General features: G+C 69.0%; 15 protein-coding genes. 11 read left to right on the top strand and 4 right to left on the bottom strand.

Features of this window, described 5'->3' with window-relative positions; genetic code table 11:
• Positions 1 to 1,089: an IS630 family transposase gene (locus tag FVS66_RS24935; RefSeq protein ID WP_149181358.1), complete on the bottom strand. Its 1,089-nt coding sequence runs from the start codon at positions 1,087 to 1,089 to the stop codon at positions 1 to 3.
• A 161-nt stretch (positions 1,090 to 1,250) separates the two neighbouring features.
• Between FVS66_RS24935 and FVS66_RS24930 the strand changes: the two genes are divergently transcribed.
• From FVS66_RS24930 to FVS66_RS24880, 11 genes are all read left to right on the top strand, one after another.
• The gene (locus FVS66_RS24930) at positions 1,251 to 3,587 is read left to right on the top strand and encodes a preprotein translocase subunit SecA (RefSeq protein ID WP_149183457.1); all 2,337 of its coding nucleotides are present in this window, start codon (positions 1,251 to 1,253) and stop codon (positions 3,585 to 3,587) included.
• Between the two features lie 195 nt (positions 3,588 to 3,782).
• On the top strand, positions 3,783 to 4,436 hold the full coding sequence (locus FVS66_RS24925; protein WP_149183460.1) for an HAD-IA family hydrolase: 654 nt from the start codon (positions 3,783 to 3,785) through the stop codon (positions 4,434 to 4,436).
• Positions 4,437 to 4,525: 89 nt separating this feature from the next.
• Positions 4,526 to 5,728, top strand: a complete 1,203-nt coding sequence (locus tag FVS66_RS24920; RefSeq protein ID WP_149183456.1) for a helix-turn-helix domain-containing protein — start codon at positions 4,526 to 4,528, stop codon at positions 5,726 to 5,728.
• A 194-nt stretch (positions 5,729 to 5,922) separates the two neighbouring features.
• Complete coding sequence (locus FVS66_RS24915) at positions 5,923 to 6,369, top strand: recombinase family protein (protein WP_149183455.1); 447 nt, start codon at positions 5,923 to 5,925, stop codon at positions 6,367 to 6,369.
• The gene (locus FVS66_RS24910) at positions 6,366 to 6,560 is read left to right on the top strand and encodes a hypothetical protein (RefSeq protein WP_149183454.1); all 195 of its coding nucleotides are present in this window, start codon (positions 6,366 to 6,368) and stop codon (positions 6,558 to 6,560) included. Before FVS66_RS24915 ends, FVS66_RS24910 begins: the two co-directional genes overlap by 4 nt.
• 65 nt (positions 6,561 to 6,625) lie before the next feature.
• Entirely contained in the window at positions 6,626 to 7,513 is an 888-nt protein-coding gene (locus FVS66_RS24905; RefSeq protein WP_149183453.1) for a glycosyltransferase, read from the top strand.
• A 98-nt stretch (positions 7,514 to 7,611) separates the two neighbouring features.
• Positions 7,612 to 8,388, top strand: coding sequence for a phosphotransferase (locus tag FVS66_RS24900; RefSeq protein WP_399226234.1), 777 nt, complete (start codon positions 7,612 to 7,614; stop codon positions 8,386 to 8,388).
• Entirely contained in the window at positions 8,388 to 9,119 is a 732-nt protein-coding gene (locus FVS66_RS24895) for a glycosyltransferase (RefSeq protein ID WP_149183451.1), read from the top strand. The genes FVS66_RS24900 and FVS66_RS24895 overlap by 1 nt, the downstream gene beginning before the upstream one ends.
• Entirely contained in the window at positions 9,116 to 10,030 is a 915-nt protein-coding gene (locus FVS66_RS24890; protein ID WP_187645685.1) for a PIG-L family deacetylase, read from the top strand. Before FVS66_RS24895 ends, FVS66_RS24890 begins: the two co-directional genes overlap by 4 nt.
• Complete coding sequence (locus FVS66_RS24885) at positions 10,024 to 10,638, top strand: hypothetical protein (RefSeq protein ID WP_149183450.1); 615 nt, start codon at positions 10,024 to 10,026, stop codon at positions 10,636 to 10,638. Before FVS66_RS24890 ends, FVS66_RS24885 begins: the two co-directional genes overlap by 7 nt.
• A 6-nt stretch (positions 10,639 to 10,644) precedes the next feature.
• Positions 10,645 to 11,676 carry a glycosyltransferase gene (locus tag FVS66_RS24880; RefSeq protein ID WP_149183449.1) on the top strand — a complete coding sequence of 344 codons (1,032 nt, stop codon included), beginning with the start codon at positions 10,645 to 10,647 and terminating at the stop codon, positions 11,674 to 11,676.
• On the opposite strand, the gene FVS66_RS24875 is transcribed toward FVS66_RS24880, so the two are convergent.
• The 3 genes from FVS66_RS24875 to FVS66_RS24865 all read right to left on the bottom strand — a co-directional run.
• Complete coding sequence (locus FVS66_RS24875; protein ID WP_149183448.1) at positions 11,673 to 12,758, bottom strand: phosphotransferase; 1,086 nt, start codon at positions 12,756 to 12,758, stop codon at positions 11,673 to 11,675. The genes FVS66_RS24880 and FVS66_RS24875 overlap by 4 nt on opposite strands.
• A gap of 106 nt (positions 12,759 to 12,864) precedes the next feature.
• The gene (locus FVS66_RS24870) at positions 12,865 to 14,568 is read right to left on the bottom strand and encodes a relaxase/mobilization nuclease domain-containing protein (RefSeq protein ID WP_149183447.1); all 1,704 of its coding nucleotides are present in this window, start codon (positions 14,566 to 14,568) and stop codon (positions 12,865 to 12,867) included.
• A gap of 4 nt (positions 14,569 to 14,572) precedes the next feature.
• Positions 14,573 to 15,093, bottom strand: a 521-nt coding sequence (locus tag FVS66_RS24865; protein ID WP_316248214.1) for a plasmid mobilization protein, incomplete at its 5' end; no start/stop codon positions are given.

Genomic DNA, 15,093 nt, shown 5'->3' with positions numbered 1-15,093 from the left:
CTAGTGTCCTGAGTCGTTAGTTCGTGTGCAGTATGCGGCGAGGGTTTCGAGGATCTCGTCTGCGGTCTTGGTCCACACGAACGGCTTGGGGTTCTTGTTCCACTCGTTGATCCAGCCGCGGATGTCGCGTTCGAGCTCGACGACGCTGCGGTGGGCCGAGCGGCGGAGTTTGCGGCAGGTCAGCTCGGCGAACCAGCGTTCGACGAGGTTGAGCCAGGATGCCGAGGTGGGAGTGAAGTGCAGGTGGAAGCGGGGGTGTCGCAGCAGCCACTTCTTGACCGCTTCGGTCTTGTGGGTGGCGTAGTTGTCCAGGACCAGGTGCAGGTCCAGGTCCTTGGGCACGGCGGCGTCGATGGTCTTCAGGAAACGGAGGAACTCCTGGTGGCGATGGCGTCGGTAGTGCTGGGCTATGACCGAGCCGGAGGCGATGTCGAGTGCGGCGAACAGGCTGGTGGTGCCGTGGCGGACGTAGTCGTGGGTCATCCGCGCCGGCGTCGTCGGTGCCAGCGGCAGCACGGGCTGGGTGCGGTCCAGGGCCTGGATCTGCGACTTCTCGTCCACCGCCAGCACCAGGGCGTTCTCGGGCGGGGCGAGGTAGATGCCCACCACGTCGCGGACCTTGGTCACGAACTGCGGGTCGGTGGACAGCTTCCATGTCTGCACGATGTGCGGTTTGAGGCCGAACGCCCGCCAGATTCTGGAGACTGCGGACTGCGACATGCCCGCAGCCTGGGCCATCGACCGCGTCGACCAGTGCGAATCCCCCGAAGGGGGTGCCTGGTCGAGGGTCCGGGCGACCAGGGACTCGACCTGCTCGTCCGTGATCCTGCGCGGGGCACCCGAGCGCGGAGCGTCGACGAGTCCCTCAAGACGGTCGGAAGCGAACCTGGACCGCCACTTGCGCACCGTCTCCCGCGAGATACCGAGCTCCTGCGCGACCTGCGCGTTCGGGCGGCCCTCGGCGCACGCCAGCACGATCCTCGCGCGCAGCACCAAGGCCTGCCCCGCGGTCCGCTTGCGCAACCAGCCTCGCAGTACGCGGCGTTCGCGCTCGGACAACTCCAATGACAACGGCTTCGGGCCCGGCATCCCCCAACCCTACAACCGCCAATGAACTACCGACTCAGGACACTAGATCGAAGCGCCGCAAGACGCGAAACAAGCGCCAACGCCGTGTTGATCCCGCATCGTCGGCGTTCAACCCGCATGCTCAGGCCGTAGCTGACTCCTGGGGTGCATTGGAAGCGCTCATGGAGAGGTTCGCTGCGGCCGACAACCCCATAGGGGCTATCGACGAGGCGTTGGACAAGGCTGTCGCCGATTTCGTTGAGAAGTTGCAGAGATTTGATGCAATTCGGCTAATTGAGGTAGCTCGCCTGGCGTTTCTACCGATGGCGCCCGAGGGCGAGGTGCCCGTCACTGGGGAGGCAAGCGCCGCACTGGTCGAACTGTTGACGCTCATAGCTCTCGCGGCTCAGCAGGATGCGGCCGTTGGTGCCGACGAATCCGAATCGGTCGAGGCTCAGGAAATGAGCCACTTTGTGACTGAGGCGAAGGATGAGCTTCTCGCGCTTCTCCATCTCGCGCAGATGAGGTCCTTTGCAGCGGCGGACCGAACCGACAAGCTCGCGATGGTGTCATTGCTGCTGCAGAGCACCGAACGCTGGATGCGCAACTCGTCCTACCCGGAGATGGTCGAGGCAACCAACCTTGCCCTGCTCGACGGCGATGTGATCGTTCGTGCGGATTTGAACGCAGAGCTTGGATTTGATGCGACCGATGCATTGGCTGTTCTCAATGCGTGTCATCACCTGCAAGAGGTCAGCATGAATGATCGCGTGGGCACCATGCGCACAGCGATGCTCAATGCCATGGCTTCAATGCGCGACGGTGAGCCTGACCGTGAACTGACGGAACTTGCCAGGGCGGGTTTCCTCTCCATGTTTGAACCCGACGCAAACGAAGCTACGGTTGCGATCGAAGAGGTCGTCGCAAGCACAGGCATCGCCGAAGAACGTGTCAGAGCGGTTATTGAAAGGTTCCGCCTCGATCTCGGGATGGCCACACCTGCAGAAGTCGTCAAGCGGTTCACCACGGGTAGGAACCCGATGCGCGTTCGGCCGCTTCTGGTCGGAACTGACGGACGCATCATGCTGCCGCACCCTGCGCTGAATGTGGTTGCTGTCCGGGAGAGCCTCGAAAGTCACCTCAAGACCTCGGTCGCATGGGATGCGTACGCGAAGCATCGTGGCGACCTTCTGGAATCCCGTACTCGCGCCGCGCTCGGGCGTGTACTGCCCGGCGCCCATTATCGGGACGCGTTCAAGTACTACATTCCCGTGAACGACGCTGAAGAGAATAGTGCTGATCCGGCGAAGTTCACCAAGCGAGTCGAGGGCGATCACCTTGTCCTGCTCGACGACGTTGCGCTCATCGTGGAGGACAAGGCCGTCGAGCTGAGCGCCCCCTCCCTCGGCGGGAAGACGGCACGCATTCGTAGGGACCTGACCCGCATTATCACCGAGGCGTCCGAACAAGCCGGCCGACTGCGCGACAGGATCGAGCGCGATGGAGGTATCCGAATCGAAGGTGAGGGATGGGTCGATCTCAGCCATATTCGGGAGATTCATACCATCACAGTCAGCCTCGATGACCTCTCGACTGTCCTGACGGCCACTGCGGAGCTGGTGCGAGCCGGCGTGCTCAGCCTCGACAGCATCCCCTGGACCGTGTCGCTGCATGACCTTGAGCTCATCTCCGAGCTCGTTGTGCGCCCTGCTGAGTTTCTCCTCTATCTACGTCGCCGCCGCAATCCTGACGTTACTGTTATGTTCAACGCGGCCGATGAGCTGGACCTCTTCTTGCACTTCTTTGAGGCGGGCCTTTGGGTTGAACCCGATCCGGAGCAAGTGCATACCGCCTTCCCGTTCATGCCGGAGCCGACTTCATCTCAGCGACGCCGTTACCGCTCGCAGCAGCCAGTTTTCGTGACGAGTCGTACGGACGCGCTGGACAAGTGGTTTTACGCCCGGAATCGCGGTATGAGTACCGGAATTCCGCCGAAGCCGACGATGGCGCCATCTCCGGTTGCGTCTCTCATTGATGAACTTCAGTCACGAAACGTCGCCAGCTGGCTCAGTATCGGAGCAACACTGCTGTCTGGGGCGACTAGCACACAACATCAATTTGCCCGTAATGGTGACGATCTTCTTCGTAATCCGTCGCCGAGTGGTAGTGGGCGCAGCCTCACCGTGCCTGTCACGGGGTGCGTCGAATCGGTCGAGGGTTGGGTATTCGTGTGGGCCACTCGTCCGGCTGGGGTGGATCCCTCCAGTGAGGAGAAGCGCCTCCGCGTCTACCTGCGCGCAAAGAAGCATCAGCTCGGTATTCCGAGAGGCGTCATCTTCCTGTACGACGAACCGACGCGGAATCTCGTCGAGGTCTATTATGACGGACACATCGGACCGCCCGATGCCGAAACTACTGAAGCTCTGGGATACTTGCGTCCCGCTTCCGCCCTTCATGGTCGGCTTCACCCCAACGCCAAGCGCCCCGTGCTTCGCACGTCAGGCGCCAGGCGAAAGTGAAGGGGATGATGTGCCGCTGTCGGCGGGAGACGGCTGGGCGTTGCCGTGCGATCGCGTGTCCCTCAGCCCAGGTGTTCCTTCAGGGCAGCACGCCAGGTGCTCGCGCGAATCGGGTGAGGGAGGCTTCGCCCGTCCGTGAGGTCAGTGCGCGGTAGCGTCGCCGAGAGAACCCATCAGGGAAGGAACGATCATCGGATGCCGCACAGGACTGATGTCGCCGACAGGCGCGGCCTGATCCTCGACTTCGCCGGGGTGCTTACCGCCAGCCCGATCGATGTCCACCGCGCCTGGTGCGTGTCAGAAGGGCTGGATCCGGGCGCGTGGCGCAGCACTCTCAACGATCACCCTGAGGGCCGGCGTCTGTACGCGGCTCTGGAGATCGGGGAGATCGGGCAGGCCGAGTGGAACGAGGGCACGGCGCCACTGTTGGGTGCGCATGTGGATCCGGTGAACCTGATGGGGCGGGCTTGGGTCGGGGTGCCCGCAGCCCGTCGGATGGTCGCGCTCGCGCGTGCCGCGCGTGCCGCTGGCCACCGGCTTGCCCTGCTGTCCAACAGCTTCGGCCTCGACCCGTTCAACCCGTACGAACACGTCGGCATCTGGGACCTGTTCGACGTGCACGTCGTCTCCGAGCTGGCCGGCATGGCGAAGCCCGATCCGGCGATCTACGAACTCGCCCTGGAGCGGATCGGGCTGCCCGCCGAGCGGTGCGTGTTCGTGGACGATCACGCGGTGAACCTTCCGCCGGCCGCCGATCTGGGCATCGCCACGGTCCACGTCACGCACGAGGATGAGGCCGTGACCGAGTTGGAGGCCCTCCTCGGTGTCACAGCGGTGCTCGCCGCGTGAACCCAACTGCGGTCTGATCAAAGGCTGTCGGCTCCACCGCTCCAGCCAGTACTGTCCGTGTGGGGCCCATCACGCGGAGGTTCTGGAGCATGCAGTGGTCGGAGTACACCACCTCTGAGCGCTTGAAGGCGCTGCGCGGCGGCATGACACAGGAGCAGTTGGCGGAGGCGGCCGGCGTGTCCGTCGGCGTGGTCCGCAAGCTCGAACGCGGTGGAACGGCTTCCCTGCCGTCCCTGCTGTCGATTGCCGACGCGCTCGGCACGGACATCGCCGTGCTCCTCGGCCAGCAGGCGCCACGGCGGTCCATGGACCGCGACGAGCGGGCCGCGTTACGCCTGGTCTCCGCAGCCACCCATGACGCGGCCATCGGCATCCCCGCCGAAGTCGAGCCGGGCACCGTCGAAGAGCTCCGCGCCGTCGTCCGTCGTGCGGACGCCGCGTACTGGGGAGGCCGGTACACCGAGCTCGGCACTCTCCTTGGGCGGCTCCTACCCGAGGCGCGGGCCAGGTTCGACATGGCCGGCCTCGATGAGCGGGAGGCCGCCACCGGCGTCTTGATCGACACCTTCCAGACGGCGGGTATGGCCGCCAACGTGCTCGGATCACGAGATCTGGCGTATGCGGCGCTGACGTACGGACGGCAGGTCGCCGTGCAGGGCGGAGATGATCTCCGTGACGCGCACCTTGCCGCCACCACCGCGTGGGTCAACCTCCGCGACGGCCGGACGAAGCAGGGCTTCCTCCTTGCCGCAGCGCAAGCCGACCGGATCGAGCCCAAGATGAGCGAGCACGACCCGGACCGGCTGAGTGTGTACGGGCAGCTCGTCACGAACGCCGCCGTCGCCGCGTCCCGAGGCGGTGCGAGCTCGGACAACGCCCGTGAATACCTCTCGCAGGCGCACGCCGTCGCCGCCCGAATCGGGGACGAGCATGCCCGTGGTGCGCACGCCCAGCCGTACGGACCGATGTACGCCGCAACGCAGGCCATGAGTATCGCCGTGGCCCTCGGTGATACGGCTGGAGCGCTGCGGCTCATGGACACCGTTCGCCTGGACGACACGGTGCCCCTGGCCACTCGGGCCCGCTACGGCCTGGACGTAGCGCTCACCCAGGTCGAATGCCGACGGTGGGAGGCCGCAGCCGACACCCTCCAGGCCGTCTGCGCGATGGCCCCAGGATGGGTACGTCACCAGATGCTTCCCGGCGTCATCATCAGTCGACTCGCCGGGGTGTCCGTCAACCGACTGCGAGGACTGGCGAATTCCGCGGGCGTACCCCTCGGTGTGCGTTGACCTACGAGCCGAAGTACCACGGTCCGTAGTAGGTACGGGCGCACCATCAGCGCGACTGCTACGGGGCGTGGCACACCTTCGGGCGACCCTGCTTCCGCTGCCACGGGGCGTGGCGGTCCGACCGGATACGGAGTCTCTCCACTGCGACGGGCCGTGCCTGGGCCCCGACTCCGCAGCCCAGCAGCCTTGTGGGTATGCCGACCAACCCGCCCGGCGTCCTCGGGCACGTACCCGTCGCCGTCTACTCCTGCGCCGCCACCTCCACCGCCCTCGGTGAGAGCGAGGAGCGTGGCCGCTACTACGCCGACGCCCGGCACTGGCACGTCGCCGGCGTCTGGTCCGACCCCGCCCCGTCGCTGCCGCTCATGGAGCGGCCGGGCTGGCAGGCCGTCACGGCCGCCCTGTCCGCCGGAATGATCCGCGGTGTCGTCGTCAGCGGCCTGACGCATGTCGCTGCCGACGCCGCCCAGTTCGCGGCGCTCGGCGTTCTCCTCCGCGACCGGGGAGGGTTCCTCGCGGACGCGTCGAGCGGTACCCCGACCCGTCGAACCCCCGGCCAGGCCCGTCGTCGGCGCGACATCACGGACGCGGCCTCCGGCTGGTTCACGCAGACAGGCACGTACGAGGAGGACGGCTCGTGAGCGCCCGGCGCGCCTGGGTCGGCGACCTCGTCCGGGACAGTGGCGGACGGCGGGCGATCGTCACCGACGTCCGCGCCGGCGGCACCGTGTGGGTGCTGCGGCCGCCGACCGGCGGTGGCCCCCACTGGGAGACCGACGACCCCGACAGGCTCGAAATCCTCGCCCGCTCCGAAGCCAGGGATACGCCGTGAGCGACCGCGCTCGCTGCAGACCCTTCCGTCACGCCCGTGCACCACGCCCGAAAGGCGAAGTCGCCGTGTACGCGTTCGGCCTCTGCATCGACCAGCAGTACCTAGTCCCCGGCCTCGCCGCCCTCGCCGGCCTGGCCGACAGCCTCACCCCGGCGGCCCGCCGCGAAGCTGCCGTACGGGTGCTCACCCTCGACCTGACCCCGTCGCAGGCCCTCCTCCTCGCCGACCTCGCCAAGCGGGCCGGCGTCGGCTCCTTCGACCTCCGTCGATGCGCCCCTCTGCGCTCCTCGCGCATGGCAGACGCCTCGTACATCACCGTCACCACCTATCTGAGGTTCGAGTTCACGCCGAGCTTCGTCCGCCGTCCCTACCTGATCTACGTGGACGCCGACGTACTCGTACGCGGAGATGTGAGCGAGCCGCTCGGCGCCCTCGCGCCGGACGAGACGGGCGCCGTGCGGGACGAGTTCAACCTGACCGTCGGCGAGTGCCCGGCGCTGCCCGGAGCCGCCGAGCGCTGGCCCCACCTGCGCGGACGCCCGTACTTCAACGCGGGCGTGCTCTGGGCCCACACCGATCACATGCCCCGCATCCGCCGAGGCGTCGAGCAGGCCCTGATCCACGCCCGGCGCCACATCCTCCACAACGACCAGGACGCCCTGAACCTGTGGCTTCTGCGATCCGGCCGAGTGCGCCCGGTGTCCGGTGGTTTCAACCGGTTCGAGGTCGGCCGATTCCTGGAACGCGGGAACTGGGTGCGCCGGGTCGTCACGCGGTCGCCGAAGCCCGATCCGGCTGCCGCCCTCGTGCACTTCGTCGGTCCCGAGAAGCCGTGGCAGGCCGACTGCCCCGTCACGGAGGAAGTCGTCGAATACCGACGGCACCTGGAAAGGGCCATGCGTCACGTCCGGCGTCTGGGTGCCGTCGGCGTGGAACCGGCGGGTGTGCGGTGAGTGCGGGGGTACCGCCCGCTGTCTCGCGCGCTGCTCTTGCCCTGACTGGGGTACCGGCCCGTACTGCCCACCGGCTGTCCGCACGTACGCGCACCGTCGTGTACCGGGTGGGCCTGGCCGACGGACGCGGTGTCGTGATCAAGCTGTACGCGGCGACCGCACGCCGCAACGCGATCACGGAGAGCGCTGCCATCCGGGCCGTGGCCGACCACGTCCCCGTACCGGCCCTCATCGGATATGGCCACGTTCCAGGCCACGAGGCGACCGCCCTTGTCACCGCCGACCTTGGCCCGCTCACCCTCGGCAGCGCCATGAGCTCCGGCCGGATCTCCGACGAGCGAGCTCTGAAAGACCTAGCCGGCCTACTCGGCCGCCTGCACCGGGCGCCCGTCCGGCCGTGGATCCCGCGCCGACCGCTCCACGAGCAGGTCACCTCACTGGGCCGCCGCTGCCCGCCCATCAGCCTCGACCGCATCGCGCCCGCGCTGGCCGCCATCGCCGACGCCGTCCACACAGCGCCCGTGTGGTGCCACGGCGACCTGCACGGCGACAACGTCGTGATCGCCGGCCCCCGAGCCATCCGCCACCTGGTCGACTTCACCGACGCCGCCGCCGGTCCCCGCGAATCCGACGTTGCCCAGACCCTCGTCATGACCGACGCCCTCTCGACTCTCCGGGCCCGCACGGTCACCGACGCCTACCCCCTTGCCCTCGATGACCACCTGTTGGGCGCCTGGGTCGTCTTCCACACCCTGCGCTCCTGGGCGCATTCCTCCCCTGGAGACGACCGCGTCTTGTGGGCCCGCCGCCTGGACGACCTCAGCCGACGCACCCCGCACCTCTTCCGTACGCGCCGCCCGGAAAGGACGCGCTGATGAGCACCCCCGCCCTGTCGGTAGTGATCCCGGCCTTCAACGAGGCCGCCTACCTGCCCCGCTACCTGCCCTCCGTCCTCGCCTCACTTACCCGCTGGGAGGAGATCACCGGCCGTACGGGAGAGGTGGTCGTCGTCGACAACGCCAGCACCGACGCCACCGCCGACATGGCCGCCTCCTTCGGCGTCCGCGTCGTCACCGAGTCCGTCCGCAACATCGGCCGGGTCCGCAACACAGGAGCCGCAGCGGCCCGCAGCGGCCGGCTCTTCTTCACCGACGCGGACGTGGCGCTGCCCCTGGAAGCGGTCACCGCCGCCGCTGCCGCCATGGACGCCGGGGCCATCGGTGGCGCCATCCCGCCGCTCTACACCCCGGAACGGCTCGGCGCCCGCCTGCTGTGCGCGTACTGGGACCACTACCGCACCCGGCGCGGCGGAGCCCAGGGCGTCAACCAGTTCTGCACCGCCGACGCCTTCCACCACATCGGCGGGTACCGGGACGACCTGTTCATGAGCGAGGACGTGGAGTTCTTCGCCCGCCTCACCGCCCACGGCCAGGCCACCGGCCGGCCCGTGACCATCCTCGACGAGCTGCGCGTGCGCCCGTCGACCCGCCGCTACGACCAGTGGTCGAGCCTGCGGATGCTCTGGTGGCAGAACCCCGTGACCGCCCGCCTGCGCCTCCGGTCGCCCCGCATGTGGCGCCACTGGTACGAGACGACCGTGCGATGACGAAGGAGACTCCTGTGCAGCCCCAGTTCCTGGTCGACCTGCCGGTGCCGGACGGGCAGGGCATCTACACCTTCCCTGACGACCTCCACCGCGCCCACCAGACGCACACCCAGCAGCTCGCCGCCCGCCACCGGAACCACGACCACCGCGTCCTGGAGGTGACCGCACCCCACACCCGCGTCCCGTACTACATCGAGGCGCGCACCCCCGCCGGCCGCCCGGTCCTCGCCATCGAACCCCATCACGACGACTTCGCCCTCTCGGCCTCGGGCACCTTCCTCGCCCGCCCCCGACCGCTGACCGTGGCCACCGTCTTCACCCGGTCCCGGAGCGTGCACCCCGCCCTGGAGGTCACGTACGCCGACGTCGACACCGTGTCCGAGGTGCGCGACCGGGAGGGTGCCGCCGCACTCGCGCCGTTCGCCGCCCGCCGACAACTCCTCGGCCACAAGGATGCCGAGCCGCCGTACCGTCCCTACGACCCACAGGTGCTTGACCAGGTCACCGAGGAGCTCGGTCGGGTCGCCGCGGCCCACCCCGGCGCCGAACTCCTCGCGCCCGCCGCCGTCACCCGCCACCCCGACCACCTCCTCGTCCATGAGGCCGCCGTTCGCCTCGGCTGCACCTGGTTCTGGGAGGACCTCGCGTTCTGGTCGACGTACGCGCTCGCCGGCTGCGACCAGCACCTGTTCCGTACACGTACGGGGGCGACGATGCGGCCCGAGCTGGTCGACATCACCGACGTCGTCCTGGACAAGGTCACCGTCCTGCGGATACACGGCTCGCAGATGCATCCAGCGCGGAAGACGTACCGGCCGATCCGGCACGCCTTCACCACGGCGGCCGACCTCGTCGACGGGCCCGGCCTCTACGCCGAACGCTTCCATCGGACGGAGGAGTCGACGTGCTGATCATCGCCTTGGAGGGACCCTCCTACGCCGGCAAGTCCACGGCGATACGCCACCTCCGCCGCACCGCCCTAGGCTCGCGGTCGTTCGTCTCCGACTGCTACGTCAAGCACATCGCCCACCGCGACGACATCCCTCCGGCCCGTACCGACTCGGCGGCTGCCCAACTCGCCGCCTTCGAAAGGTTTATGGAGATCGAGGCGACCCGCGTCGCCGAGGCCGCCGCGAGCGGCAGGCAGTTCGTCATCCTCGACCGGTCCGTGGACACCCTCCTCGCCCACGCGTACGCCCTGGGCGCCCTGTTCGGGTACGGCGTCCACCACCAGCTCCGCGACCGCCTCAAGACGCTTTCCTTCCTGCGCCCCGACCACACCCTCTACCTCGACGTACCGGCGGAGACGCTCCACCTCCGCCGCAAGACCGCCGGCCACACCGCCGCCGAGTCCGAGTACTTCCTCCACGAGCCGGGCTTCCTTCGCCACGCCCGCGACTACTTCGTCCACACGCCCCGTCGGCCCGTGACGCGAGAGCTCACGGTCCTGGCCGCCGACGCAGGCCCGGACGATGTGGCCCAAGCCGTGGAAGCCCTCGTCACTTTCTGGGCGAGGTGAAGGAAGATGCCCACCGCCCTGTTCGCCTGGCGCCGCACCCCGCCCCCGTTCCTCATCGGCGGCGCCGAGGTCACCCAGCAGCTCCTCGCCGAGGAACTCGCCGCCGCCGGCTGGCACGTCACCTACCTCGGCTCACACGAGGCGCCCTGGGGCGGAGCCACCCAGCTCCCCGACATGCGCGCCCACCTCGACAGGCATCGCGTCGCGTACGACGAGGCGGACGGCACCCTGCGCTACCGGTGGAACGGGGTCGAGTGCGCGGCGTTCATGCAGAACAACGTGGAGCACGCGCTGGGCAGCCTCCTGGGAGATCTCCGCCCCGATGTCGTGTTCACCTCGCAGGAAGGCTCGGCGCAGCTCGCCGCGCAGGCTAGACCGACCGCGCTCGTCGCCGGCCTCCTGCACTCCGTCTCCGCCACCGGCCTGGGGGTCCTTGCCGGTCGCCCCCACTACGGCCTGGCCGTGTCGGATTTCGTCCGGGCACGCGCACCCCACACGCCTGGCACTCGCCTTGCCGTGATGTACCCGCCGTTCGCGCTGCACGGGGAGAGCTCTGGCGAGGGCCGCACCGCGTCCGTACTCATGATCAATCCCATCCCCGCCAAGGGATCCGAGCTACTGCACCGACTCCTCCGGCTCATGCCGGAACAGCACTTCACCTTGGTCGAAGGCTGGTGGGACACGGCCGCCGACTTCGCCGCTTACCCGAACGTGACGTACGTGCCCCACGTGTACGACATGGGGCCTCTGTACCGCAGCCATCGCCTGCTGCTGGTCCCATCCACCGTGGAAGACGCCTTCCCCCGCGTGATCGTCGAGGCCGCGCTCCACGGCGTCCCGAGCATCGGGACCGACCGGGGCGGCATCCCCGAAGCCATCGGCGACGCCGGAATCGTCCTGCCGAGTACAGCCGGCCCCGAGACGTGGGCAAGCGCGATCCGGGAGGCGGACCACGAGGCGCTGGGCATGAGGGCCCGGCGTCAGGCGGTCACGTTCACGCGACCGTGTCTGCTCGAGCTTCGGGAGCTAGGGATCTAGGCAGATCCGGTGAATGCCCGCTCCACCGCGTCGAGCCGCTCCGTCCACCAGTGAAGAAGCGCCTCGTCGGCGATGAACAGCTCGTCGCAGGAGTGGTCGCCCCGATCGTAGTGGAACTCGAGCTGCCAGAAGTCCGTCATCCGCTTCCACCACAGTCGTCGCGCGGCGTCGAGCAATGCGGCCGGTTCCAAGGGGATCACCGACCGGTAGCCGGCCACGAACGCCGCCACCCGCTCCAGGTCGAACACGCCTTCCACCCCGAACTGCACCTGCGCCGTACGAACGACCTCTTCCGCGTACGGGCGGACTCCGAGCCGATCCCAGTCCAGGACGGCAACCAGTCCGCCGTCCGCCCAGAGGAGGTTTCGGTACTGGAAGTCACCGTGCGTCCAGCCATGCGGGCCCGCAGGGGTGTCTCCCTCGGGGCGCAGGTGGGCGTGCTTGTCGAGGAGGATCTTGCGCTCTTCGAGGGCAGTCCCCGCGGCCCTGTCGAAAGCGTCGCCCGCGCCCCGGGCCGACACGGCTCCGGCAAGCCGGTCAGCCTTCTGGACGGCTCGGCCGGCCTCGGTCACCTCAGCGGTGACCGAGGCCGGCACTGCGGGCATCCCGGCCTCATCGACAGCACGGCCGAGTGCCGTATGGAGTCCCGCGAGGTGTGTGCCGAGCTTGGACGTCTGCGTCAGCGACAGGTCAGTTCCGCGAACGTGTTCCCCGGCCGACCAGGGAAAGAGGCAGTAGACGCCACCGCGGACCTCGGCGATCACATCGCCGTGGACGGTGGGGAGCGGGGCACATACGGGGACGCCGTACGAAGCCAGGACGGGAAGGACCGCGAGGTTGCGACGCAGTCGATCGAGCGGCACGTCCGTGACCCGCTTGAGGGCGAACCTCCCGGCCCGGGTGTCCAGCCGCCAGTTCACGTTCATGAGGCCATCGGCCAGGTGCTGTCGGTCCAGCACTTCGTCGATGTCGTATGCCCGGATCAGCTCGGCAAGATCGTCTGTGGGGAGGTGCGTCCTGTCCGCCACGTTCGCGTCGGTCACCCTGGCGACGATACGGGAGTCGGCCGTGCAGACGCACAAGGATCACTGGTCTGTCTAGGTGGGACGCGCCCGTTCCCTGAGGGAACGAATCGAGTGTTCCCCGAGGGAACGCTTTCCCTGTTCCCTCGGGGAACACGAGGGTCGGTCAACGCCCACGCACCTGCGGCTGCTGTACGGCGGTCGGTGTGGCCGTCGGCGGGTGGACCGGGGTGGCAGGGAGTCGTGTGGTGCTGCGGGCCATGGCTGCCTGGGCGAGGGGGCTGGGTGCATGGCGTTGCCCGAGGCGGTGGATGCGCCAGGTCAGGGCGCGGGCGGGGTTGCGGGCGTCGTCGAGGGTGCGTTGGCCGAGGGCCTGGTCGAGGAGGGTAGCCGGGTTGTGGCCGGCTGTCTCCGCGTCGGCGAGGGTCGTGGTGAGGGCGTCCCATGCGGGGTCCTGGAGGATGCGGTCGGCGTGTTCGGGGACGGTCTGCTGGAGGTGGCGGGCGTAGCGGTGCTTGGTCTGGATGCCGGGGGTGCGGCTGGCGAGGTCGTCCAGCACCGGGACGGCGACGTGGGCGTACGCGGTCTGGAGGTGGACGAGGGCCTGCTGGGCCGCAGCCTCCTGCTGGGCGTGCTGGTGGGTGCGGTGCCAGTGCTTGGCGAAGGCCACGGCGATGAGGGCGGCGTCCAGCAGCATCGCCAGCCCGGCGCCGTCGCGTGTCGCGGTGGGGGTGCGCAGGATCGTCTGGACGCTGCGGCGCAGGACGCGGGTGCTGTCGAGGTCGGCGGTGATGCGGGAGCGGGTGGCGCGCTCGAAGAGGGCGGCGGCGCGTTCGAGTTCGGTCCTGGCGGTGGCTGGTGCGGTGAGGGGGAGCAGGTCGAGGGTTTCGCCGAGGGCGACGAGCTGGCCTTGGGCGATGTGGTCGCTGCCCTGGGTGAGGTGGTGGGGGATGCGTTCGGTGGCGGCGGTGGCCTGGTGCCAGGGGTCGGCCGGGCGGGCGGCGGCCGGTTCGGGGGTGGTGGCGGTGAGGCGGTGGCGGATCTTGGGCAGGGAGAGGTCGCCGGCGAGGGTGGAGCCGGAGAACCACACGGGCTCGCCGTGCTTGTTGAGGTCGCCGGGCAGGGCGACGCTGTAGCCGAGGACGCCGCCGGACGGTCCGGTCTTGGGCCGTACGGTCACGCCGGTCGCTTCCAGCACGGCGAAGAACTCGGTCTCGGTGGAGGCGGCGGCCACGGCGCGGCGTACGCGCATGCGCAGGATCTCGCGGGTGGTGGTGTCTTGGCCCTGGCGCTTGGCCTTGAAGTGCTCCTTGCTGGTGGGGCGTTTGGCGGCGGTGCCGTCGCCGGGGTTGAGGCGGCGGAGTCCGAGGTCGGCTTCGATCGTGCGGGCTTCGCGTTGTACGGCGCGGATGTCGTGGTCGCGGCGGGGGCGGCGGCCGTCCTGGCGTACGAGGGTGGCGGCGATGTGGATGTGGTCGTCGGCGTGGCGGACGGCGACCCAGCGGCTGGCTTCGTCGTCGCCGTCGGGTGCGATGCCGGCGGCGGCCACGATCCGGCGGGCGATGTCGGCCCACTGGGCGTCAGTGAGGATCGGGTCCTCGGGCGCGGCCCGGACCGGGCAGTGCCACACCGTGGTCGTCGGCGCCTTGTCGCCGAGCATCTTCACGGGCTGGTCGAGCTGCGCGGCGAGCTGGTCCTCGACGTCCTTCAGGTTGCGGTGGGGGCTGCGGCCGGGGTCGGGGGCGAAGCCGTTCCAGGACGCCACCAGGTGGGCGTCGGTGTGCTCGTTGGCGCTGCCAGGACCGTAGAGGTAGCCGATGAGGCGGCGCGTGGCGCGGGCGCCCTTGCCGAGGATGATCTTCGGTATCACGTGCTCACCGCCCCGAGATCACCTGGGCAACGGCCACGTCGATGTCGTCGACCGATGCCTCGACCCGGTCAAGCAGCCGCGCCACGATGTCCGAAGCGGGCCAGGCGCCGTCCTTGTTGAGGTGCCAAGCAAGCTGGTTGAGGTTGCGGCCGATCGCGGCGAGCTCACGGTTGGCGGCCATCAGCGCCTTGACCATGGCTCGGTAGTCGGCGACCGCGGCGGTGGGGTCGTCGGAGCGGGCGGCGGCGAGCGAGGTCTCGGCGACGTAGCCGCCGACCTGCATACGGCTGAGGCGGGCGGCTGTCGCGAGGAGGGCGAACTCGTCGTCGCTGTAGCGCGGGTGGACGCGCTTCTCACGCAGCGTGGGTTCGCGCAGACGGCGGCGTGGCGTGAGCAGCTGAGTGGCTTCTCCCCGAGTCGGCTCCCCCGGGCCGGCCGACCCCGGTGCCCCCTCGGCGCCGGATGCCTCCGCCTCCCCTGGGGCGGAGGCCGGGTAAGGACTCCTTACCCGACAACTTGCTGCGC

Source organism: Streptomyces sp. TRM49041 (assembly GCF_008271805.1).
Taxonomy (GTDB): domain Bacteria; phylum Actinomycetota; class Actinomycetes; order Streptomycetales; family Streptomycetaceae; genus Streptomyces.
This window is presented reverse-complemented; position numbering and strand designations above follow the sequence as displayed.

Excerpts from the sequence above, each read along its gene's own strand:
- FVS66_RS24920 (WP_149183456.1), top strand. The coding sequence starts at position 4,526 with ATGCAGTGGTCGGAGTACACCACCTCTGAGCGCTTGAAGGCGCTGCGC.
- FVS66_RS24880 (WP_149183449.1), top strand. The coding sequence starts at position 10,645 with ATGCCCACCGCCCTGTTCGCCTGGCGCCGCACCCCGCCCCCGTTCCTC.
- FVS66_RS24930 (WP_149183457.1), top strand. The coding sequence starts at position 1,251 with ATGGAGAGGTTCGCTGCGGCCGACAACCCCATAGGGGCTATCGACGAG.
- FVS66_RS24925 (WP_149183460.1), top strand. The coding sequence starts at position 3,783 with ATGCCGCACAGGACTGATGTCGCCGACAGGCGCGGCCTGATCCTCGAC.
- FVS66_RS24935 (WP_149181358.1), bottom strand. The coding sequence starts at position 1,089 with ATGCCGGGCCCGAAGCCGTTGTCATTGGAGTTGTCCGAGCGCGAACGC.
- FVS66_RS24915 (WP_149183455.1), top strand. The coding sequence starts at position 5,923 with ATGCCGACCAACCCGCCCGGCGTCCTCGGGCACGTACCCGTCGCCGTC.
- FVS66_RS24890 (WP_187645685.1), top strand. The coding sequence starts at position 9,116 with ATGACGAAGGAGACTCCTGTGCAGCCCCAGTTCCTGGTCGACCTGCCG.
- FVS66_RS24895 (WP_149183451.1), top strand. The coding sequence starts at position 8,388 with ATGAGCACCCCCGCCCTGTCGGTAGTGATCCCGGCCTTCAACGAGGCC.